The sequence below is a fragment of the Bradyrhizobium sp. CCBAU 25338 genome (genome assembly GCF_028128965.1).
In the GTDB taxonomy this organism is placed as follows: domain Bacteria; phylum Pseudomonadota; class Alphaproteobacteria; order Rhizobiales; family Xanthobacteraceae; genus Bradyrhizobium; species Bradyrhizobium liaoningense.
The window spans coordinates 381,850-403,962 of sequence record NZ_LFKY01000043.1 but is presented as its reverse complement, the minus strand read 5'-3'; the positions used below and the strand labels follow the sequence as shown (position 1 = coordinate 403,962).

Sequence of the window (22,113 nt, the reverse complement as noted above, 5' to 3'; positions counted from 1 at the left end):
TGAGCAGCGCGCCGGAACACTCGCAATATGCAAGTTGCGGGCACCCCTTGTCTCAATGGAAGAAGGCCGCCTCTGTAGCCACGACGAGTGCGCAGGTCGGAGAGCCGGTAAGCCTGGCTGACCCACTGGACGCGGACACCCTCATTCGAATACCCGCGTGACCGCTGAAGGGACGGGATCGGTTGCGTTTCCCTAACCGTCCCTGCGGATTCACACCGCCTCGAGCTGCTCCGCCGCCCGCTTCTTCTTCGCCTTGGACTGGCCGAGCAGGGGGCCTGCCGTGAGTGCCGCCGTATCGGCCACGCCCGGGTCGCGCGAGATCATCGCCGCGACGATCGCGCCGTCGATGATCAGGCCGAGCTGATGGGCCAGCACCGCAGGCTCGGTCGAGCCGAGCTCGCCGGCGAGCTTCTCGATATGGCCGAGCACGATCTTCTTGTGCTTCAGCGCGATGTTGCGAAACTGCTTGGCGTCCTTGTCGTGCTCGCCGACCGCATTGATGAAGGGGCAGCCGTAGAAGCGCTCCTCCGCGAACCAGCTCTTCAGCGCGGGAAAGATGCGCGTGAGCTTCGCCTGCGCATCGCCGCCGCCTTGCTCCATGGCGCCGATGAACCATTCGCGCCACTGCTTGCCTTCGCTTTCCAGCACGGCGTTGACGAGATTGGTCTTAGAGCCGAACAATTTGTAGAGTGTGGTCTTCGCGGTGCCGGCTTCCTCGATGATCGCATCGATGCCGGTGGCATTGATGCCGTTCTTGCAGAACAGGTGCGTCGCGGCACTGAGCAGGCGCCCACGCGCGGATTCGTCGTCGCCTGCGCCAGCGTGGGGCGAGTTCGCGTTCTTCTTCGATGACGTCTTTGCCATGGGCTGCAACTTAATCGCAGCTGCATCACATCAGCAAGCCGCATCTGTCCAGCGCTGAAAAGATTCGCATCCGCTCATTCATCTGCTCCGCCTTTGAGCAAGAGGGGGCTGATCAATCGGCAGGCAGCGACGCCTAAGCGGCTCCAATGCTTCGCATTTCGCTTTTGGCCGCTTCTGGCACGCTCCATGCAAGGAAACAGACCGTTCGGTATCCTACCGATTTCCACTTCTGCCAGGGAGAAGACTGATGACTGCCGTCGTTCAAAAGACAGTGCTGACGGGGTGCCTCGCGCCCATCGACAAGAATGGGCTCGAGCAGCTGATCGCCAACGGCAAGGCGAATCCGAAGGTCATCAAGACCTTGAAGTGCAAGACGGTCGCGGAAGGTAAATTCCGCCACGCCAACTACATCCGCAACCTGCAGCCCTACATCGTCGACGAGCCGCCGGGGCTGCTGGGTGACGACACCGCGCCCAATCCGTCCGAAGCCTCGCTCGCCGCGCTCGGCTCCTGCCTTGCGGTCGGCCTGCACGCCAATGCCGTGCATCGCGGCTGGATCGTCAACAAGCTCGAGCTGGAGCTCGAAGGCGATCTCAACATCACGGCGGTCTGGGGCACGGGCGACACCTCCGACAAGCCGGTCGGATTCACCGATGTCCGCGTCAAGGTCGACATGGAATGCGAGGGCATCTCACAGGACGAGATCAATGCGCTGGTTGCCCATGTGAAGAAATGGTCGCCGGTCGCCAACACCTTCACCCGGCCGGTCAATCTCGAGGTCAGCATCTAGCAGACGGCAATCAGGACAAGGTGCGGGAGACGATCATGGGTTCACTGGCTTTATCGCGGGCCGAAGTTATCGATCAGCCCGCACCGTCCATTGCGGGCGAGGTAGCGCGGATCGCGCGCGAGCAGCTCGCGCCGCTCGCCGCCGGCATCGACGACGGTACGGTCTATCCGGCCGAGGTGCTGCGCAAGTTCGGTGCGGTTGGGGCGTGGGGCAGTCACGTGCCTCACGACGGCCCCGCCGATCTGCGCTGTGCCATCCAGGCGATGGCCGCGATCGGGGAAGTCTGCGGGGCCACGGCCTTCATGGCCTGGTGCCAGGACACCCTGGTCTGGTATGCGGCGAACTCGACCAACCTGAAGCTCGCCAAACGCTTCGGCGATGCCTTCTCGACCGGGCGCGTGCTCGGCGGCACCGGGCTCTCCAACCCCATGAAGAGCTTCTTCGGCATCGAGAAATTGAAGCTGAAGGGGCGCAAGGTCGAGGGCGGCTATATCGTGCGCGGCGCGCTGCCCTGGGTCTCCAATCTCGGTCCCGACCATTATTTCGGCACCATCTTCGAGCGTGAGGATGATCAGGGCACCGCAAGTGGCGAGCCCGGCATCGCAAGTGGCGAGCCCGCCACGGTGATGTTCCTGGCCGACTGCTCGGACCCTGCGATCACGCTGACGCCGTGCAAGCCGTTCCTCGCCATGGACGGCACCGGCACCTACGGAGTGCAGTTCCGCGACGTGTTCGTGCCGGACGAGCTGATCCTGGCCGATCCGGCCGGGCCCTTCGTCAAGAAGATCCGCGCCGGCTTTATCCTGCTCCAGGCCGGCATGGCGCTCGGCCTCATCAAGGATTGCATCAACATCATGGACGAGGTCGGCAGCCCCCTCGGCCATATCAACCGATATCTGCCGCAGCAGCCGGTGCACTTCCGCGATCTCGCCGCCGAGCTCGAGACCGAGACCATGGCGCTGGCGCGCGATCCCTACAACGAAGAGGAGACCTACTGGCGCAAGGTGATCGCGCTACGGCTTCGCGCCGGCGAGGCCAGCGTCGCGGCGGCGCATGCGGCGATGCTGCATTGTGGCGCGCGCGGCTACCTGAAGAGCCACCGCGCGCAGCGGCGCATGCGCGAGGCCTATTTCGTCGCGATCGTCACGCCTGCCACCAAGCAGCTGCGCAAGATGCTCGCCGACACCTGAGCTTCACGAGTCCACCCCGAAGACCACCTAACCTCAACGGAGAGGCTGCCAAATGACGGACGTTCTGATCTCTGCCAGCGAACTTGCCGATCTCTTGAAGACCGAACCGTGTGTCGTGATCGACACCCGCAATCCCGACGCCTACGGCGCCGGGCACCTGCCCAATGCCGTGAACGTGCACGACATCTTCACGTTCCTTGCGACCTCGACGCCCGAGGGCATCAGCGAGCTGAAGAGCAAATTCGCCGACGCCTTCGGCGCGGCTGGCCTCTCCGGCAAGGAAACAGCCGTGGTCTACGAGCAGTCGATGAATTCCGGCTTCGGCCAGTCCTGCCGCGGCTATTATCTGCTCACCATGCTCGGTTATCCCAAGGTGAAGGTGCTTCACGGCGGCTTCGATGCCTGGGCTGCCGCGGGCTTGCCGGTGACCAAGGACGTTCCGACCCCGGTGAAGGCCTCGTTCCCGATCGTGCCTGAAGCGGGCGACATCCTGATCGATGCGAAGACCATGCTCGCCGCCGTCGGCAAGCCCGGCATCGCGATCCTCGACGTGCGCGACGTCGACGAGTGGATCGGCGACAGCTCTTCTCCCTATGGAAAGGATTTCTGCCCGCGCAAGGGCCGCATTCCCGGCGCCGTGTGGCTGGAATGGTACCGCATGATGAAGCCGACCGCCGAGGGCCCGCGCTTCAAGTCCAAGGACGAGATCCTGGCCGAATGCGCCACCGTCGGCATCTCGCAGACCACGCCGGTCTACCTCTACTGCTTTAAGGGCGCGCGCGCCTCGAACACGTTCCTGGCGCTCAAGAATGCCGGCGTGAAGGACGTGCGGATGTATTTCGGCTCCTGGAACGAATGGTCGCGCGATCCGTCGCTGCCGATCGAGCAGGGATTGCCGATTGCAGCTGATGTCACGACCAAGGCGGCGTGAGTGCGCGGTTCGATCCAGCCAGACTAGATCAGACCGTGTTGCCACGAAGGAAGTGCACTCCCTCTCCCGCTTGCGGGGGAGGGCTGGGGTGGGGGTGTTTCCTCAGCGGGATTCCCTGTGTGGAGAGAGCCCCCACCCGGCGCTTCGCGCCGACCTCCCCCGCAAGCGGGAGAGGTGAAGTGAGCCCGTGGCCAGCATCGAACCGGATCGCATCATGCTCTAGCCGTTGAGGCAGACCCACGGACGGGCGCAATTCCCAGCGCCTTGATCCGCGAGGCCAAGGTGGTCGGCTTGACGTCGAGCATTTCGGCCGCGCCACCGGGACCAAAGACTTTTCCCGCGCAGGCATCGAGTGCGGCGAGAATGTTGGCGCGCTCGTGGTCGCGCATCTCGGATGAGGTCATGACCGCCGGGCGCGCATCGGCCTTCGGGCGAGCGGCGCCGGACAGAACCTGCGCGCCGGAGCCGTCGGGCAGATCGATGCGCAGGCGGCCGTTCTGGGACAGGATTGCAGCGCGCTCGATCACATTCTGCAATTCGCGGACATTGCCGGGCCAGTCGTAGCGGGTCAGTCGCCGCGCATCGCCCTCGGACAGACGCAGGTTCGACTTCAGCGCCTTGCCCTCGCGCGTCAGGAAGTGCTGGGCGAGCAACGGAATATCCTCGCGCCGTTCGCGCAAGGGGACGGTCTCGATCGGGAACACGTTGAGGCGGAAATAGAGGTCCTCGCGGAAACGGCCGCGCTGGACTTCCTGCTTGAGGTCGCGATTGGTCGCGGCGATGACGCGGACGTCGACCGCGCGCGTGCGTGCCTCGCCCACGCGCTCGAAATGGCCTTCCTGCAACACGCGCAGCAGCTTGCCCTGGAGCTCGATCGGAATTTCGCCGACCTCGTCGAGAAACAGCGTGCCGCCGTCGGCCAGTTCGAAGCGGCCGATGCGGTCGCGCATTGCGCCGGTGAAGGCACCGCGCACATGGCCGAAGAACTCGCTCTCGAACAATTCGCGCGGGATCGCGGCGCAGTTGACACGGATCAGCGGCCGGTCGCTGCGGGTCGAGTCCTCGTGGATGGCGCGCGCGATCAGCTCCTTGCCGGTGCCGGATTCGCCGGTGATCATCACGGCCGCCGCGGTCGGCGCCACCAGCTTGACCTGGCGCAGCGTCTTCTGGATCGCCTCGCTTCCACCGATGATGCCGCGCGGATTGGTCTCGATGCGGATCTCCTCCTGCAGATAGGCGTTTTCCAGTTCGAGCCGCTCGCGCAGACGGTCGACTTCGGCAAGCGCCGCATGCAGCTTCTCGTCGGCCTCGCGGCGCTGGCTGACGTCGCGAAACACGACGACCGCGCCGACCACGACACCGCGGTCGCGGATGGGCGTGGAGGTGTATTCGACCCAGGCCGGCGAGCCGTCCTTGCGCCAGAACACCTCGCCATCGACCTGATGCACGGCGCCGTCACGGAACGCCGCATAGATCGGGCAGTCGTGATCGGGGTAGTGGCGGCCGTCGTGGTGGGTGTGGTGCACGATCGGGTGGATCTCCTTGCCGACCAGCTCTTCGGCGGTCCAGCCCAGCATCCGCTCCGCCGCCGGGTTCACGAAGGTGGTCTTTCCTTCCGCGTTCACGCCATAGATGCCTTCGCCGGCGGCGCGCAGGATCAGCTGGTTCTCGCGCTCGATGTCCTGAAAGACGCGCTCGACCCGCTGCCAGGTCGAGATGCCGCTGCGCATGTGATCCTCGGCGGCGGCATCGACATTGCGCCGGCGGCGCGCGTCGAGATCGGTCAGCGTGAGCAGCAGCAGCGTGCGGCCGTCATGCGGCAGCACACAGCCTGCATATTCGAGCTGGAGATCTTGCCCCGTTGCGTGGCGGGGAGTGAGCGCCGTGGTCCAGTAGGCGCCCTTGTGCAGCACGGCCTGGGTGAAGACGGTGAGGGCCGGAAGCTCGCCGGCGTGGAGTGTGCTGGGTCTGGTCTGCCGCAGCAGCGCGCGGTCATAGCCGAGCAGGGCGCAGGCGGCAGGATTGGCATCGACGATCTGGTCGCTGAAGGGATCGACCAGCAGTGTCGCCTCGACCGAGGATTCGAACGCTGCGACGCGCGGATCGATGGAGGGAGCCACATCGTCGTGGACGGGCATTGGCGTCGTTGCCATTGCGAAATCTCGTAATTGAACTACGAAATCTCGTTTATCACGAATTTTCGTGGCGACCAAGCTCGATCGAAAGTGCTGCGTCGCCAAGGCGCTGGCCGATCTGGAGGCCGTGGCATGCTCCTTGCGTAATTCTTCCTCGCAACGACGCGCAGGAGGGCCGATGTCCACGTTCGACAATCCGTTTGATCCCGACCGCAACCTTCGGGCCGGCTGCGCCTGTGGCCGGCACCGATCCGCGGCAGAGCATGACCAGGCAGCCTCGGCGCTGCGTTGCGAGCCCGTCGAGGGCGAGGAGAAGCGCTACGAGGGCGTCGTCGCCTCTGCCGTGATGCGCGCGATGTTTCCGCAGGATGTGGCGCGCCGCGCCTTCCTGAAATCGGTCGGTGCGTCGACCGCGCTCGCGGCGCTGTCGCAATTCTTCCCGCTCAAGACGGCGACGGAGGTCTTCGCCGCGACCGGCGCGCCCGAGAAGAAGGACCTCAAGGTCGGCTTCATTCCGATCACCTGCGCCACGCCGATCATCATGGCGGCGCCGATGGGCTTCTATGCCAAGCACGGCCTCAATGTCGAAGTGGTCAAGACCGCCGGCTGGGCGGTGATCCGCGACAAGACCATCAACAAGGAATACGACGCCGCGCACATGCTGGCTCCGATGCCGATCGCGATATCGCTCGGCCTGGGTGCCAATGCCATTCCGTTCGCCGTCCCTGCGATCGAGAACATCAACGGGCAGGGCATCGTGCTCGCGACCAAGCACAAGGACAAGCGCGATCCGAAGGACTGGAAAGGCCTAAAATTCGCGATCCCCTTCGACTATTCCATGCACAATTACCTGCTGCGGTATTATCTGGCCGAGCACGGCATCGACCCTGATACCGACGTGCAGCTGCGCTCGGTGCCGCCGCCGGAAATGGTCGCGAACTTGCGCGCCGACAACATCGACGGCTTCCTCGCGCCCGACAACATCTGTCAGCGCGCGATCTACGACGGCGTCGGCTTCATGCACCTGTTGTCCAAGGAGATCTGGGACGGCCATCCCTGCTGCAGCTTCGCCGCCAGCCGCGAATTCATCACGACGGCGCCGAACAGCTTTGCGGCGCTGACGCGGGCCATCGTCGATGCCACCGCCTATGCGTCGAAGGCGGAGAACCGCAAGCAGATCGCGGAGGCGATCGCGCCGGCGAACTACATCAACGCGCCGGTCACGGTGCTGGAGCAGGTCCTGACGGGCACTTATGCCGACGGCCTCGGCGGGGTGAAGACCGACGCCAAGCGCGTCGATTTCGATCCGTTCCCCTGGCAGTCCTTCGCGGTCTGGATGCTGACGCAGATGAAGCGCTGGGGCCAGATCAAGGGTGACGTCGACTACAAGGCGATCGCCGAGCAGGTTTACCTCGCCACCGACACCAAGAAGCTGATGACCGAGATGGGGCTGTCGCCGCCTGCAAGCGCCTACAAATCGTTCGCGGTGATGGGCAAGACGTTCGATCCGGCCAAGCCGGAAGACTATGTGGCGAGCTTCAAGATCAGGAAGGCGTCGTGAGCACGCCACTCTCGCCATCGTCGTCCCGGCGAACGCCGGGACCCATACCGCGAGGGCTTGCAAAATGAGCACCTCCCTCCGCCTCCGTGCCGGCCTCGTCTCCATCGTGCTGCTCGCCGCGTTCCTCGGCATCTGGCATCTGGCCACGCGCTCCACCGCGCCGGTCGCCACGATGAGCCCCGAATACGCCAAGCTGATGGGCCTGACCGCGACGCAGGGCAAATCGGCAATGCCCGGACCACTCGATGTCGGGGCCAAGCTCTGGGACCATCTGAAGCGGCCGTTCTACGACAACGGGCCGAACGACAAGGGGCTCGGAATCCAGCTCGGCTATTCGATCGCGCGGGTCGGCACCGGCTATCTGCTGGCGGTGCTGGTCGCGATTCCGCTCGGCTTCCTGATCGGCATGTCGCCGCTGCTCAGCAAGGCGCTCGATCCCTTCATCCAGGTGCTGAAGCCGATCTCGCCGCTGGCGTGGATGCCGCTCGCGCTCTACACCATCAAGGATTCCTCGGTCTCGGCGATCTTCGTCATCTTCATCTGCTCGATCTGGCCGATGCTTCTCAACACCGTCTTCGGCGTGGCCAGCGTGCGCAAGGAATGGATCAACGTCGCGCGGACGCTGGAGGTCGGGACCGTCAGGCGCGCCTTCACCGTGATCCTGCCCGCGGCGGCGCCGACGATCCTGACCGGCATGCGCATCTCGATCGGCATCGCCTGGCTCGTGATCGTCGCAGCCGAGATGCTCGTCGGCGGCACCGGCATCGGCTATTTCGTCTGGAACGAGTGGAATAATTTGTCGATCACCAACGTCATTATCGCGATCCTGCTGATCGGGGTCGTCGGCATGCTGCTCGACCAGATCCTCGCGCGCTTCACGCGCATGGTCACGTTTCCGGAGTAGGGCAAGTGACCGACAAATTCGTCTCCATCGAAGGCATCGCCAAGCGTTATCCCGGTGCGGGCGGCGCCACGACGACCGTGTTCGAGAACCTGTGGCTTTCGATGGCGCGCGGCGAGTTCTGTTGCGTGATCGGCCATTCCGGCTGCGGCAAGACCACCGTGCTCAACATCCTCGCCGGCCTCGATGCGCCGAGCGAGGGCGCCGTCATCGTCGACGGTCAGGCGATTTCAGGCACCAGCCTCGACCGCGCCGTGATCTTCCAGAGCCACGCACTTCTGCCCTGGCGCACCGTGCTCGGCAACGTCGCCTATGCCGTCAGTTCGAAATGGCGAAGCTGGGATCGCGCCAAGGTGAGGGCGCATGCGCAGACCTTCATCGATGTCGTCGGTCTCACCGGCTCCGAGCACAAGCGCCCCTCGGAACTGTCGGGCGGCATGAAGCAGCGCGTCGGCATCGCGCGGGCGCTGTCGATCACGCCGAAGATGATGCTGATGGACGAGCCGTTCTCGGCGCTGGACGCGCTGACGCGCGGCACGCTCCAGGACGAGGTCCGGCGCATCTGCCTGGAGACCGGGCAGACCGCGTTCATGATCACCCATGACGTCGACGAGGCGATCTATCTCGCCGACAAGATTTTCCTGATGACCAACGGTCCCGGCGCGGTGCTGGCCGAGGTGGTCGAGAACCCGCTGCCGCGGGATCGCGGCCGCACCGATCTGCACCGCCATCCGCTCTATTACGCCTTGCGCAACCACATCATCGATTTCCTGGTGACGCGCAGCAAGACCTTTGCCGCCGAGACACCCGATCACGATCCTCGCAACGTGCCGATGGTGCACATCGGCAAGCCCGGATTGACGATCGCCTCGAACGGCGAGGAGCCACGCCAGACCTGGACCCCCGGGACCAGTCCCGGACTGACCGCCTGACACGGAGACCCCTGATGAAACGCGAAGACCTCACCGAAAAGCTGCTCGACATCAAGCGCGAGAAAGGCTGGAGCTGGAAGCACATCTGCGAGCAGATCGGCGGCTATTCCGAAGTGCTGATCGTCGGCGCGATCCTCGGCCAGATGAAATTGACGAAGCCGCAGGCCGCCAATGCCGGCGAGCTCTTCGGCCTGTCGAAGGCCGAAGTTGCGATGCTCAACGAGGTGCCGATGCGCGGCACCGGCACGCCGATGCCGCCGACCGATCCGCTGATCTACCGCTTCTACGAGATGGTGATGGTGAACGGCCCGGCCTGGAAGGCACTGATCGAGGAGGAGTTCGGCGACGGCATCATGTCGGCGATCGACTTCGACATGGGAATCGAACGCGTCGCCAACCCGAAGGGCGACCGCGTCAAGATCACCATGAGCGGCAAGTTCCTGCCGTACAAATATTACGGCGCCAGCGGCAACGTGCCGGAATACGGTTTCAAGGAGGGCTGACCGCGGCGAAGGCGGCGCGCAATTCGCCGACTGCGGCCATCTCGCGGACATAGGTGAAGGATCCCTTGTCCTTCATCTCGCGCGCGCAGGTCATGAACGCGGCGAGCGCGTAGCGCGACATTGTCCCGCCGACGCTGATGCGCCTGACGCCGGCGGCGGACAATTGCGCAACCGTCAGCGTCGGATCGGCAAAGCCCATCACGTGGTTGAAGGGCTTGCCGAGCGAGGAGACGACCGTCCGGATCGTGGCGAGATCGTACAGGCCGGGCGCATACAGAACATCGGCGCCCGCGGCCTCGAACGCTTGCAGGCGGCGGATCGTGTCGTCGACGTCCTTGCGGCCGTGCAGGAAGTTCTCCGCCCGCGCCGTCAGCGTGAACGGAATCGGCAGCGCACGCGCCACTTCCACCGCGGCCTGGACGCGCTCGACGGCATGGGAAAAATCGTAGATCGGGCGATCGCGGTCGCCGCTGAAATCCTCGATCGAGCCGCCGACCGCGCCAGCCTCGGCGGCACGCTGAATCGCTTCGGCGGCGCGCTTCGGCTGGTCTGCGCCGCAATTCTCGAGGTCTACGCTGACCGGCAGGTCGGTGGCTTCGACGATTGCGCGCGCGTTGGCGAGGATGACATCGAGACTGACGCCGCTGCTGCCGAGCATGTTGGCCACCCCGAGGCTCGTGGTCGCCAGGGCCTCGAAGCCCATCGCCGCGAGCAGCTTGGCCGTACCGGCATCCCACGGATTGGGAATGATGAAGGCCCCGGGTCGCTCGTGCAGGGCGCGAAACGCCGTTGCCTTGTCCAACTGGCTCGTCATGGCTGATCTCCCTGTTGTCGGTCCAGGCAGCCTTAGGGGCATTCTCGCCATCCGCCAAATTTGTTATTCTTTCCGGGATCATCAGCTTTTTGCATGAGCCTCGGGATGGACAGCGACGCCCTCAACACCTTTCTGACCATTCATCGCAGGGGTGGGATCTCGAATGCCGCGAAATTCCTGCATCGCTCGCAGCCGGCGATCTCGCGTCGTATCGCCCTGCTGGAGCAGGAGCTCGGCGTGCCGCTGTTCGAGCGGGTGGCCGGCCGCACGCGCCTCAGTGATGCCGGGCGCGTGCTGATCCCCTATGCCGAACGCGCGGTTGCCGCGGCGCAGGACGCCGAGCAGGCGATACGCGCGTTGACCAAGCAGAATTCGGGGCCGGTTTCGCTGGCCGTGACCGGCACGCTTGCCGACGGCCGCCTGTCGACCATCATGAAGCGGTTTGCCAAAGAGAATCCGGCCGTCGCGCTGACCTTGCGGACGGCGACCAGTGTCGAGGTCAGCGATCTCATCCGGCGCGGCGAGGCCACGATCGGCCTGCGCTACAACACCGACCGCTCCGGCGATCTCGCCTGCGAGCTGGTGCTGCGCGAGGCGCTGCAGGTCGTCTGTGCGCCCGATCATCCGATGGCCGGACGGCGCGTGAAGCGCCTCGCCGAGCTTCACGGCGAACGCTGGATCGCCTTCCCGGAGACGCGCGGGCGTCGCGAGATCGCCGCGGCTCACGTGTTCGCGCTGTTTCTCACGCAGGGGCTCGGCGACGTGGAGTGGACGGCCGTGGACAGCCTCACCGCGCAGAAGCGGCTCGTGGAGTCGGGCTTTGGCCTCGCGCTATTGGCGCGAAGCCACGTGGCGGAGGAGTTGCGTGCGGCCTCGATCGCGACGATCGCCGTAGGCGATCTTGCCGCGGACCAGGACATCGTCCTTGTCACGCGTCGCGGCGGCTTTCTGAGCGCTGCCGCAGAGCGCCTGCTCGAGACCATCCGCCGCAACTATGCCGGGCTGGATGTCTCGACTACGCCCACAAAGAAATCGCCGGCGCGCAAGGGCATTGCGCGCCGGCGTGTGGGCTGAAGCGATTACTTCCCCGCCTTCACCTCGGTGGCCGCCACCGCGAGCAGTTCGCTCATCTTGGCGCGAATCGCCTGCTCGGTGACCGCGACGTTCTTGGCGGCGAAATCGGCCGTGATCTTGCGCAGGACGTCGGCATCGCCGGCCTCCTCGAAATCCGACGCGACCACCTCCTTGGCATAGGCGGTGGCGGCATCACCGGTGATGCCGAGCTTTTCCGCCGCCCACAGGCCGAGCAGCCGGTTGCGGCGGGCCTCCGCCTTGAACTTCTGCTCCTCGTCGAGGGCGAACTTCTTCTCGAAACCTTCTTGGCGCTTGTCGAACTCGCTCATGCCTTGTTCCAAATCCCCTGCTGAATGGCGCGGGAGCCTTCCGTTGCGGCGACCCGGCTGCATGCCTACATAGATAGCACGAATCGGCAAAACAACGGGCCGTTAAGCCGCAGGCAAGATGGTATAAGTTGGCGCCGGACGGCCGGATCGATTGTGCTGGGACAGCCAATCGGATAGGTTGCCTGAAGGCTTGGTTCCCGTTCTGTTTCCAAGGGTTTATAGATGGGTTCCCAGCCGTTCACGGCAGCTCCGCTGTGGGTCGTAATCCTAGTCAACCGGAGCACACCAAATTCATGGATTTCAACAAAACACGGTACATCCCCATGAGCCGTCGGCGTCGCATTTATGAAGGCAAGGCAAAGGTTCTTTACGAAGGTCCGGAGCCCGGTACCCTGATCCAGCACTTCAAGGACGATGCCACCGCGTTCAATGCGAAAAAGCATCAGGTGATCGAGGGCAAGGGTGTCCTCAACAACCGGATCTCGGAGTACCTGTTTCAGCACCTCAACGACATCGGGGTGCCGACCCATTTCATCCGCCGGCTCAACATGCGCGAGCAGTTGATTCGCGAGGTCGAGATCGTGCCGCTCGAGGTGGTGGTGCGGAACGTCGCCGCCGGTTCGCTGTCGCAGCGCCTGGGCATCGAGGAGGGCACGCAGCTGCCCCGTTCGATCATCGAATTCTACTACAAGAACGACCAGCTCAACGACCCCATGGTGTCGGAAGAGCACATCACCGCGTTCGGCTGGGCGACGCCGCAGGAGATCGACGACATCATGGCGCTCGCCATCCGCGTCAACGATTTCCTCACCGGCCTCTTCCTCGGGATCGGCATCCGCCTCGTCGACTTCAAGATGGAGTGCGGGCGCCTGTTCGAGAACGAGATGATGCGCATCATCGTCGCCGACGAGATTTCGCCGGATAGCTGCCGTCTGTGGGACATCAAGTCGAACGAGAAGCTCGACAAGGATCGTTTCCGCAGGGATCTCGGTGGCCTGCTCGAGGCCTATACCGAGGTCGCAAAGCGTCTCGGCATCCTCATGGAGAACGAGCGTCCGCAGGGCTCCGGCCCGGTGCTGGTGAAGAGCTGAGAGAGGATTTTGACGTGAAGGCACGTGTCACCGTTACCTTGAAGACGGGCATCCTCGATCCGCAAGGCAAGGCCATCGAAGGCGCGCTGAAGTCGCTCGGCGTCGACGGCGTCGCCAGCGTCCGCCAGGGCAAGGTGTTCGACATCGAGCTCGCCGCTGCCGACAAGGCCAAGGCCGAAGCCGCGCTGAAGGAAGCGGCCGACAAGCTGCTGGCGAACACCGTGATCGAGAATTATCGGGTGGAGCTGCTCGGGTGAGCAGGATGGCTCACAGCCACCCGACGCTGCGAAAACGCCAGTAGAGGGAGCCGCATGCCGTCAGCATCACGCCGAGCAGCATGTAGTAGCCGTACTCCCATTCCAGCTCCGGCATGTGCTTGAAGTTCATGCCGTAGATGCCGGCGAGCGCGGTCGGGATAGCGATGATCGCGAGCCACGAGGCGAGCTTCTTGGACACCGCCGTCTCCTGGGCCTGGCCGACCAGGAGGCTGGCCTCGAAGGCGAAGGCCAGCACCTCGCGCATGGAATCGATGCGCTCCTGGATGTTCCTGACGTGGTCGGTGACGTCGCGAAACAGCGGCTGCATGGCCTGCCGCACCATCGACAGCTCGTCATGCTCCAGACGGCGGCAGACCTCCACCAGCGGGCCGATCGCGGTCCTGAGCCGCAGCAGGTCGCGGCGCAGCATGTAGAGCCGCTCGATCTGCGCCTTGCTGAGGGGCTTGGAGAGCACGTCGTCCTCGATGCCCTCGACCTCCTCGTGGATGCTCTCGAGCACGGGCGAGTAATTGTCGACGATGAAATCGAGGATGGCGTAGAGGATGTAGTCCTCGCCGCGGGCGAGCGCCCGCGGGCAGCTCTCGCAGCGTTCGCGCACCGGTGTGTAGGACGTCGAAGCCCCGTGGCGCACCGAGACCAGATAGCCTTCGCCCACGAAGATGTGCGTCTCGCCAAAAGCGATCCGGCCCTCGATCAATTGCGCGGTGCGCGCCACGATGAACAGGGCCTCGCCATATTGCTCGATCTTGGGCCGCTGATGGGCGTGATTGGCGTCCTCGATCGCGAGCTCGTGCAGGTCGAACTGCTTCTGTACGGCGCCGAGCAGCGTCATGTCCGGCTCGTGCAGGCCGATCCAGACCACGTGGCCGGGCTTGGCCCGCCAGCTCGAGGCCTCGCTGATGGCGATATTGGCGACGCGCCGGCCGTCGACATAGGCGCCGGCGGCGACGACGCCCTCGGTGGACACCGGCTCGGAGGGGGATGTGGGCAGCGACGGGACGTTCATGGCTTCAATCCCGGGCAAAGCGACTGGCCGATCGGCATGCGACTATCGCCTGTGTACAAGGCGCTCGACCGAGGCTAGCACTGGTAAAATCCCCGTCAAATGGTTATGTCTCTTCACGAATTGGCCCTTCGGCCAGCCCCGATTCCCGCCCACCGTCGGAACCTCTGTCATGAAAGCCGCCATCCTCGTCTTTCCCGGAATCAACCGCGAGCGCGACATGGCGCGTGCGTTGAGGCTGATCTCGGGCAGCGAGCCCGCGATGGTGTGGCACGCCGAGACGTCGCTGCCGGCGGGCACTGATCTCGTGGTGGTGCCGGGCGGATTTTCCTACGGTGACTATCTGCGCTGTGGTGCGATTGCGGCGCGGGCCCCGGTGATGGATGCGGTGCGCGACTATGCCGCCAACGGCGGGCTCGTGCTCGGCGTCTGCAACGGTTTTCAGATCCTCTGTGAATCCGGCCTGCTGCCGGGCGTGTTGATGCGCAACGCGCGGCTGAAATTCATCTGCCATGACGTGCATCTGCGCGTCGAGCGTTCCGACACGCCGTTCACCCGTGGCTACAATGCCGGGCAGGTGATCCGCGTGCCGGTCGCCCATGGCGAAGGCAATTACGAGGCGGACGAAGAGACCATCAAGCGGCTCGAAGGCGAGGGGCGGGTGCTCTATCGTTATTGTTCGCCTGAAGGTGTGGTCGACGAGGCCCACAACATCAACGGCGCGGCGCACTCCATCGCCGGCATCGTCAACGACAAGGGCAACGTGCTCGGCATGATGCCGCATCCGGAAAACCACGTCGAAGACATCATGGGCTGCACCGACGGCCGCGGCCTGTTCGCCGGCCTGGTCCAGCACCTGGAAAAGGCTGCGTGATTTCGTTCGTGCTGAAGCGGCTGTCGGCCGCCGTTATTGTGCTCGCGAGCATTTCGTCGACCGCCGCATTGGCACAGGATTTCCCGAAACGTCCGATCACCATGATCGTGCCGTTCGCGGCCGGCGGCACCTCGGACGTGATCGCGCGCACGGTCGCCGAGCAGATGGGCATCGCCCTCGGCCAGACCATCGTGATCGAAAACGTTGCCGGTGCGGGCGGTTCGACCGCGCTGACGCGCGCCTCCCGCGCCGAGCCCGACGGTTACACCGTTGCGATCGGCAATGCCGGGACCAACGCCGCGACCTACACGATCTATCCAAAGCTGCCGTTCACGCCTGAATCCTTCGTGCCGATCGCCATGGTGGCGAAGACGTTCGGCATCATCGCGGTCCGCAAGGATTTTCCGGCGAAGGACCTCAAGGAGTTCATCGCCTACGCCAAGGCCAATCCCGGCAAGATCAATCTCGGCCATGCCGGCGTCGGCTCGTCGAACTATTTGATCTGCAAGAGCTTCGTCACGGCAGCCGGGATCGACGCGACGCTGGTCGGCTATCGCGGCGCCGCGCCCGCGCTGACCGATGCCGTCGGAAGCCAGATCGACGGCGTCTGCGATGCGGCGGCATCCGTCTCGCAGTCGATCAACGAGAAGCTGGTGAAGGGTCTGGTGGTCGGCTCGACCGTGCGGCTCGCCACGCTGCCCGACCTGCCGACTTCTGCCGAAGCGGGCCTGCCCGAATTCGAGGCGCAGGGCTGGAACGGCCTGTTCGCGCCCAAGGGCACGTCGCCGGCCGTCATCGCCAAGCTGAATGCCGCCGCGCGCACGGCGGTGGAGACCGACGCGGTGAAGAAGCGCTTCGCCGACCTCTCGACCGTTACGCCCGATTCCGACGAGCACGCGCCCGAGGTGCTGCAGAAGCTCGTGACGCGCGACGTCGAAAAATATCGGAAGATGCTGGCCGACGACGCCAAGTGACCGCCTCGCCGTCGGCCGCCGAAAGTGGTGCTACAGCATGATCCGGGAAAAGTGTGCAGCGGTTTTCCGAAAAGATCATGCTCAAACAATCACCTGAAGCGCGATGACGATTCATCCAATCGCATCGCGCTTTGGTCAGCCGGAATAAACCGGAGTGTGCCTGCTCGACGCGTTGGCTTGCCGGTATCGTTGGTGTGATTGACGCCATCCATGACGGGCACCTCGGCAAAGTCGAATGGGCTTACCCCGTCCAGGCAGGCCACGTTGACGGCATATGATGTCGTGTCAGATCGCCGTTGATGATGGGTGTATATTCCGCAGCGAGAACAGAAGAAGTGTTGCGCCGATCCGGTATGGAAGCGGTAGGTTGTGAGCGCGTCCTCGCCCTGCAGGAACTTGAACCCACCCATTTCCGCCATGGCAACGACGGCGCCTCGCATCCGGCAGTAAGAGCAAGTGCAGCGGCGGATCGAATTGAAGCCGTCGCTGAGCGTCGCCTCGAAGCGCACCGCACCGCAATGGCACTGGCCGGCCCAAACGTTCGTATCGCTCACCATGTTGTCTGTTTCTCCTGTTCAGATTGATTCCACGGCCACAGCTTGGTTGAGTCCAGACTAGCGCAGCTTGAGCTTCTCCGCAGGCACCGTCATCGCGGCAACGCCGGCCATCACCAGCAGCAGGCCCAACGCCAAATTCGACGGCACGCTCTCGCCGAGCAGGAGCACGGAGAGGCCGACGCCGATTGGGATGCGCAAATAGCCTTGCGCGTTGGTCGTCAGCGTGCCGAGCCGGCCGAGGCAGACGTAGAACAGCATCAGGCCCAATGCGCTGGAGATGATGCCCATGACGATGGTGGCGACAATCGCCGTCGGCGTCGGGTGCAGCGTCCAGGGCTGGTCGATGAGCAGCGAGGGCGGCAGCAGCACAAGGCCGCCGAACAGCAGCGAGCCGGCGGCCACCACCATCGGGTCGTACTCGGAGAGGCGGAGGCCGAAGATGGTCGCGCAGGCAAAGGAGATCGTGGCAAGAAGGATCGCGATCTCCGCCACGATCTCGCTGCCAAGGCCATGCAGGGCATCGAGCCCGACGATCGCGACGGTGCCGGCAAGCCCCAAAACCGCGCCGGCGAGCTTGAGCAGCGTCGCCGGCTCGTGCCGCGTGATCAGCGAGGTGATCAGGAAGGCGAAGATCGGCGTCGTCGAGGCCAGCACCACCGTGTTCGAGGCCGGCACATATTGCTGCGACCAGGTGATGATCAGGAACGGGAAGGTCGAGTTGATCAACTGCTGGGTCGCGAACAGCTTCCAGGCTTTCGCGTCGGTCGGGATCCTGACGCCGCGCATCCACAGGATCGCGAACAGGAAGGCGGCCGCGATCAGCGAGCGCGCCGAGATGAAGGTGATGGGCGGGATTGTATCCAGCGCCAGCTTCGCCAGCGGATAGGTCGAGCTCCAGCAGCAGGCTAGTGCCAGCAGCAGCGCGTAGTCGCGCCAGCTGCGCGCGCCGGTGGCGGCCACGGACGGCAACGGCGTCGATGCGGATGCCGCCGCGCGACCCGCCTCCGATGTGCTCTGCGGCACCTTGTTCCTGCTCCCCGGCGCAAAAGCGCGTGGCCAACTTTGGGCGAGGGGGCGCGAAAAGGGAAGCGGTCGAGCTATGCGTTTGGCTGCGGTGCCGGTTTCCGCTTCACCCGCTTGATCGTGCCGGAGAAGGTGAACAGCGGCCGTCCGCCGGAGGTGAGCCTGCCACGCAGGAAGATCAGCGAGCCGCCGGCCCGAGACACTTCGCCGACGCATTCGACCAGTTCGCCCTCGCGAGCCGCGTCGAGAAAATCGCAGGCAAAATTCGTCGTCACCGCCGGCCCATCCAGCTCGTGGGTGGCGATTGCGAACAGGCAATAGTCGGCGAACGCCATGAAGCAGCCGCCGTGGACGTTCCCAGAGCCGTTGAGGTGCTTTTTCTCGACCCGGAAGGCGCTGCGGACGCTGCCGTCCGCCTCGATCAGGTGCCAGAATGGGCCGACATGGGACTCGAAACTGTCGCGAATCCAGGTCCGCCAGCCCTTAAATTCCCCCTCGGTGGCGACGTGGAGATCAGGGCGGCGGGGCGGAGGTGCTTTGGTCAATTCGTGCAAGGAAATCAGGCCTTCAATTGCGGGTCTTGAGCCCTTAAATCCGATCCGTCCGTGCCGTGCAATTCCCGTTCCCGCGGGGCCCCCGGCGCAAAACGTGGGACAGCGGGAAAATGCGCCATAAAGGACTTTTCGAAGCCGTCCGATGTTCCTAAGAACGGCCAAACCGCCGCCGAAAGCCCCGAATCCATGAAGAATGAACCCAAGATCACCCCCGAACTGGTTGCCGCCCACGGGCTCAAGCCCGACGAATATGAGCGCATCCTGAAGCTGATCGGGCGGGAGCCGACCTTCACCGAGCTCGGCATCTTCTCGGCGATGTGGAACGAGCATTGCTCGTACAAGTCCTCGCGCATCCATTTGCGCGGCTTGCCGACCAAGGCGCCCTGGGTGATCCAGGGGCCCGGCGAGAACGCCGGCGTGATCGACATCGGCGACGGCCAGGCCGTCGTCTTCAAGATGGAGAGCCACAACCACCCGAGCTACATCGAGCCCTATCAGGGCGCGACCACCGGCGTCGGCGGCATTTTGCGCGATGTGTTCACGATGGGCGCGCGGCCGATCGCCTGCCTCAATGCGCTCAGCTTCGGCGCGCCCGAGCATGCCAAGACCCGGCACCTCGTCTCCGGCGTGGTGGCCGGCGTCGGCGGCTACGGCAATTCCTTCGGCGTGCCGACCGTCGGCGGCCAGGTGCGCTTCCACACCCGCTATGACGGCAACATCCTCGTCAACGCAATGGCCGTCGGCCTCGCCGATGCCGACAAGATCTTCTATGCGGCCGCCTCCGGCGTGAACATGCCGATCGTCTATCTGGGCTCCAAGACCGGCCGCGACGGCATCCACGGCGCCTCGATGGCCTCGGCCGAATTCGACGACAAGTCCGAGGAGAAGCGGCCGACCGTGCAGGTCGGCGATCCCTTCGCCGAGAAGCTGCTGCTGGAAGCCTGCCTCGAGATCATGGAGAAGGGCTGCGTCATCGCGATCCAGGACATGGGCGCGGCGGGCCTGACCTGCTCGGCGGTGGAGATGGGCGCCAAGGGCGATCTCGGCGTCGACCTCGATCTCGATGCGGTGCCGACCCGCGAGACCGGCATGAGCGCCTATGAGATGATGCTCTCGGAAAGCCAGGAGCGCATGCTCATGGTACTCAAGCCCGAGAAGGAAAAGGAAGCCGAGGCGATCTTCAAGAAGTGGGGCCTCGACTTCGCCGTGGTCGGCTACACCACGCCGAGCAAGCGTTTCGTGGTCAAGCATGGCGGCGACGTGATGGCCGATCTGCCGATCAAGGAGCTCGGCGACGAGGCGCCGGTCTATGACCGCCCGCATGTCCCCTCCGCCGCGCTGCCGGTCGTGCACGCCCGCGACGTGTCGGCGCCGATGGGCCTCGGGCCTGCGCTGGAGAAGCTGATCGGCACGCCCGACATGTGCTCCAAGCGCTGGGTCTGGGAGCAGTACGACCACGTCATTCTCGGCAACACCATGCAGCGCCCCGGCGGTGATGCCGCCGTGGTGCGCGTGCAGGACGGGCCGAAAGGCCTGGCGCTGACCGTCGACGTCACGCCGCGCTATTGCGAGGCCGACCCGTTCGAGGGCGGCAAGCAGGCGGTGGCGGAAGCCTGGCGCAACATCACCGCGGTCGGCGGCAAGCCGCTCGCGATCACCGACAATCTCAACTTCGGCAATCCTGAGCGGCCCGAGATCATGGGCCAGTTCGTCGGCTGCCTGAAGGGCATCTCGGAAGCCTGCCGCACGCTCGACTTCCCGGTCGTCTCCGGCAACGTCTCGCTCTACAACGAGACCAACGGCCGCGCGATCCTGCCGACGCCCTCGATCGGCGGCGTCGGCCTGCTCGACGATTTCACCAAGTCAGCTTCGCTCGCCTTCAAGGCCGAGGGCGAGGCAATCCTGTTGGTCGGCGAGACCCATGGCTGGCTCGGCCAGTCGGTCTACCTGCGCGACATCTGCGGTCGCGAGGAGGGCGCGCCGCCGCCGGTCGATCTCGCCTCCGAGAAGCGCAACGGCGATTGCGTGCGCGGCATGATCCATGCGGGCACCGCGACTGCTGTGCACGACCTCTCCGACGGCGGCCTCCTGATCGCGCTTGCCGAGATGGCGATGGCGGGCGGCATCGGCGCAAAACTGCTCGCGGCGCCGACCGCGCTGGTGCCGCAGGCCTATTGGTTCGGCGAGGACCAGGCGCGCTATCTCGTCACCGTGCCGGAAGCGGAAGCCGGCCGCGTGCTCGCCAAGATGCGTGGCTGCGAAGTGCCGTGCGTGCGGATCGGCACCACCGGGGGCGATGCGATCGCGATCGCGGGCGAAGCGCCGGTTGCGATCGACACGCTGCGCAAGTCGTTCGAACGCTGGCTGCCGGAATATATGGGCGGCAAGGCGGCCTGAGACGGCGCGACATTCTCCGTCATTGCGAGGAGCCGTAGCCCGGATGAGCGAAGCGATATCCGGGTCTTTGTCGACATGTTTTCCCGGATGTAGCTACGCTCATCCGGGCTACGAATTACCTACAGCACGTGCGAGGCCCCCGGAATCTTCCGCAAGCCCGCCGTCACACCCCAGCTCAGGATCACCGTGAGCACGAAGCCGACCGCGGCCTTGACGATCGCAGGCAGGCTGTAGTCGTACAGCGCGTACTGGATCCACAGCGCGATCGGGTAATGCACCAGGAACATGCCATAGGCATCGGCCTGCATGCGGTCGAGCAGGTTCGGCCCCGGCGCTTTCGAATGCAGGAAGAAGGCGAGGATCGCGAGCATGATCGAGGCCGAGAACAGCACGAAGAACGTGCCGTAGAACACATCGTACCAGGGCGGCAGCGGATCGGGATTACCGAGAATCTCGCGCTTGATGTAGATCATGCCCCACATCAGGCAGTAGGGGACCAGCGTGATGATGACCCACTGCCAGCGGCTGTTCGGCAGCTGGCCCTCGGCGCCGAGGATGCCGTGATCGAGGTTCGCGGCACCGACGCTGGCGCCGATGAAGAAATAGGCGAAGTAGAGCAGGACACGGCTCGCCTGCACCGAGAACGGCCCGAACTCGAACCATTCGTTGACGCCGTAATAGACCAGCGCCGGAACGTAGGCGACCAAGCTGACGACGGCGAGCAGCAGCCAGAAGGCGGCCGGCTGTTCAAACCCACGCAGCGAGACGCGATTGACCGGATCGACCAGATGCGCCGAGACCCGGTAGAGCAGGCTTGCGATCAGGTCGAAGGCGAGCAGGACCCACACGAACCAGACCGGGCCGCTGGGCCACGGGCCTGATGTCACCGTCTTCCACCAGAACGCGGCGAAGGTCAGCTCGGGCTCCTGCCGCAGCGCGATCGCGTAATAGGCGAGCGGGATGACGGTGAGGGCGGCGATCACGAATGGCAGCCCCAGCCGCAACAGGCGGTCGCGCAGAAACACCGATGGCGCCTTCCGCTCGATGCCCGGCCAGGTGAACAGTCCCGACAGGAAGAAGAACATCGCCATGAAGAAGCTGTCGGTGGCGAGCACGATGATGTCGAAGCCGATCCAGGAGGTCGGATCGGTGTGGCCGAAATAGGTGTAGGGAATGACGGCGTGATGCAGCAGCACCACCAGCGTCAGGAAGGTGCGGGCGCGGTCGAGCGACAAATTGCGCGCCTTGCTCATTGGCGCGGCGTGAGCCTCCGCGCCCATTCTCGCTGAATGTGACACCGTGATCATGGCCGCCCCGATAGCGCTTCTGTCCCGGAGG

General features: G+C 64.7%; 22 protein-coding genes. 13 read left to right on the top strand and 9 right to left on the bottom strand.

The window, feature by feature from the left end:
* Positions 1-210 precede the first annotated feature (210 nt).
* Entirely contained in the window at positions 211-864 is a 654-nt protein-coding gene (locus ACM42_RS35585) for a TetR/AcrR family transcriptional regulator (protein WP_271533016.1), read from the bottom strand.
* A 247-nt stretch (positions 865-1,111) separates the two neighbouring features.
* On the opposite strand from ACM42_RS35585, the gene ACM42_RS35580 reads away from it, so the two are divergent.
* The 3 genes from ACM42_RS35580 to ACM42_RS35570 are packed head-to-tail and all read left to right on the top strand — an operon-like array spanning position 1,112 to position 3,775.
* Positions 1,112-1,654, top strand: a complete 543-nt coding sequence (locus tag ACM42_RS35580; RefSeq protein WP_271533014.1) for an OsmC family protein — start codon at positions 1,112-1,114, stop codon at positions 1,652-1,654.
* A gap of 35 nt (positions 1,655-1,689) precedes the next feature.
* Positions 1,690-2,844 (top strand): acyl-CoA dehydrogenase family protein, encoded by a 1,155-nt coding sequence (locus ACM42_RS35575; RefSeq protein ID WP_271533012.1) that lies wholly within the window; start codon positions 1,690-1,692, stop codon positions 2,842-2,844.
* A gap of 52 nt (positions 2,845-2,896) precedes the next feature.
* A complete protein-coding gene (locus ACM42_RS35570; protein ID WP_271533010.1) occupies positions 2,897-3,775 on the top strand; it encodes a sulfurtransferase in 879 nt (292 codons plus the stop codon).
* A gap of 212 nt (positions 3,776-3,987) precedes the next feature.
* On the opposite strand, the gene ACM42_RS35565 is transcribed toward ACM42_RS35570, so the two are convergent.
* Positions 3,988-5,928 carry a sigma 54-interacting transcriptional regulator gene (locus ACM42_RS35565; RefSeq protein WP_271533009.1) on the bottom strand — a complete coding sequence of 647 codons (1,941 nt, stop codon included), beginning with the start codon at positions 5,926-5,928 and terminating at the stop codon, positions 3,988-3,990.
* A gap of 160 nt (positions 5,929-6,088) precedes the next feature.
* On the opposite strand from ACM42_RS35565, the gene ACM42_RS35560 reads away from it, so the two are divergent.
* From ACM42_RS35560 to cynS, 4 genes are all read left to right on the top strand, one after another.
* Positions 6,089-7,471 (top strand): CmpA/NrtA family ABC transporter substrate-binding protein, encoded by a 1,383-nt coding sequence (locus ACM42_RS35560; RefSeq protein WP_271533007.1) that lies wholly within the window; start codon positions 6,089-6,091, stop codon positions 7,469-7,471.
* Positions 7,472-7,535: 64 nt separating this feature from the next.
* Entirely contained in the window at positions 7,536-8,375 is an 840-nt protein-coding gene (ntrB, locus tag ACM42_RS35555) for a nitrate ABC transporter permease (protein ID WP_271533005.1), read from the top strand.
* A 5-nt stretch (positions 8,376-8,380) separates the two neighbouring features.
* Positions 8,381-9,304 (top strand): ABC transporter ATP-binding protein, encoded by a 924-nt coding sequence (locus ACM42_RS35550; protein ID WP_271533003.1) that lies wholly within the window; start codon positions 8,381-8,383, stop codon positions 9,302-9,304.
* A 14-nt stretch (positions 9,305-9,318) separates the two neighbouring features.
* Positions 9,319-9,807, top strand: coding sequence for a cyanase (gene cynS / locus ACM42_RS35545; protein WP_050995055.1), 489 nt, complete (start codon positions 9,319-9,321; stop codon positions 9,805-9,807).
* Here cynS and ACM42_RS35540 read toward each other — a convergent pair.
* Entirely contained in the window at positions 9,794-10,621 is an 828-nt protein-coding gene (locus ACM42_RS35540; RefSeq protein WP_271533000.1) for an isocitrate lyase/PEP mutase family protein, read from the bottom strand. The two genes, cynS and ACM42_RS35540, sit on opposite strands and share 14 nt — an antisense overlap.
* Positions 10,622-10,726: 105 nt before the next feature.
* Between ACM42_RS35540 and ACM42_RS35535 the strand changes: the two genes are divergently transcribed.
* Positions 10,727-11,695 (top strand): LysR family transcriptional regulator, encoded by a 969-nt coding sequence (locus ACM42_RS35535; RefSeq protein WP_271532998.1) that lies wholly within the window; start codon positions 10,727-10,729, stop codon positions 11,693-11,695.
* Between the two features lie 5 nt (positions 11,696-11,700).
* On the opposite strand, the gene ACM42_RS35530 is transcribed toward ACM42_RS35535, so the two are convergent.
* Positions 11,701-12,024, bottom strand: a complete 324-nt coding sequence (locus ACM42_RS35530; protein ID WP_271532996.1) for a DUF1476 domain-containing protein — start codon at positions 12,022-12,024, stop codon at positions 11,701-11,703.
* A gap of 323 nt (positions 12,025-12,347) precedes the next feature.
* On the opposite strand from ACM42_RS35530, the gene purC reads away from it, so the two are divergent.
* A complete protein-coding gene (gene purC, locus ACM42_RS35525; RefSeq protein ID WP_173015815.1) occupies positions 12,348-13,115 on the top strand; it encodes a phosphoribosylaminoimidazolesuccinocarboxamide synthase in 768 nt (255 codons plus the stop codon).
* A gap of 14 nt (positions 13,116-13,129) precedes the next feature.
* Positions 13,130-13,372 carry a phosphoribosylformylglycinamidine synthase subunit PurS gene (gene purS / locus ACM42_RS35520; RefSeq protein ID WP_100176665.1) on the top strand — a complete coding sequence of 81 codons (243 nt, stop codon included), beginning with the start codon at positions 13,130-13,132 and terminating at the stop codon, positions 13,370-13,372.
* Positions 13,373-13,382: 10 nt separating this feature from the next.
* Here the strand turns inward: purS and ACM42_RS35515 are convergent, their stop codons facing one another.
* On the bottom strand, positions 13,383-14,399 hold the full coding sequence (locus tag ACM42_RS35515) for a magnesium and cobalt transport protein CorA (RefSeq protein ID WP_271532992.1): 1,017 nt from the start codon (positions 14,397-14,399) through the stop codon (positions 13,383-13,385).
* A gap of 169 nt (positions 14,400-14,568) precedes the next feature.
* On the opposite strand from ACM42_RS35515, the gene purQ reads away from it, so the two are divergent.
* On the top strand, positions 14,569-15,270 hold the full coding sequence (gene purQ / locus ACM42_RS35510; protein WP_197967337.1) for a phosphoribosylformylglycinamidine synthase subunit PurQ: 702 nt from the start codon (positions 14,569-14,571) through the stop codon (positions 15,268-15,270).
* A complete protein-coding gene (locus ACM42_RS35505; RefSeq protein WP_271532989.1) occupies positions 15,267-16,244 on the top strand; it encodes a tripartite tricarboxylate transporter substrate binding protein BugD in 978 nt (325 codons plus the stop codon). Before purQ ends, ACM42_RS35505 begins: the two co-directional genes overlap by 4 nt.
* An 89-nt stretch (positions 16,245-16,333) precedes the next feature.
* Here the strand turns inward: ACM42_RS35505 and ACM42_RS35500 are convergent, their stop codons facing one another.
* The 3 genes from ACM42_RS35500 to ACM42_RS35490 all read right to left on the bottom strand — a co-directional run bounded on the left by ACM42_RS35500 (position 16,334) and on the right by ACM42_RS35490 (position 18,378).
* A complete protein-coding gene (locus ACM42_RS35500) occupies positions 16,334-16,801 on the bottom strand; it encodes a GFA family protein (protein WP_271532987.1) in 468 nt (155 codons plus the stop codon).
* A gap of 57 nt (positions 16,802-16,858) precedes the next feature.
* Positions 16,859-17,824, bottom strand: a complete 966-nt coding sequence (locus tag ACM42_RS35495; protein ID WP_271532985.1) for a DMT family transporter — start codon at positions 17,822-17,824, stop codon at positions 16,859-16,861.
* Between the two features lie 74 nt (positions 17,825-17,898).
* Positions 17,899-18,378, bottom strand: a complete 480-nt coding sequence (locus ACM42_RS35490) for a PaaI family thioesterase (RefSeq protein ID WP_271532983.1) — start codon at positions 18,376-18,378, stop codon at positions 17,899-17,901.
* Between the two features lie 186 nt (positions 18,379-18,564).
* Between ACM42_RS35490 and purL the strand changes: the two genes are divergently transcribed.
* Positions 18,565-20,775: a phosphoribosylformylglycinamidine synthase subunit PurL gene (gene purL / locus ACM42_RS35485; RefSeq protein ID WP_271532981.1), complete on the top strand. Its 2,211-nt coding sequence runs from the start codon at positions 18,565-18,567 to the stop codon at positions 20,773-20,775.
* A gap of 119 nt (positions 20,776-20,894) precedes the next feature.
* Here purL and ACM42_RS35480 read toward each other — a convergent pair whose 3' ends face one another.
* On the bottom strand, positions 20,895-22,082 hold the full coding sequence (locus ACM42_RS35480) for an acyltransferase family protein (RefSeq protein WP_271532979.1): 1,188 nt from the start codon (positions 22,080-22,082) through the stop codon (positions 20,895-20,897).
* Positions 22,083-22,113: the final 31 nt, after the last annotated feature.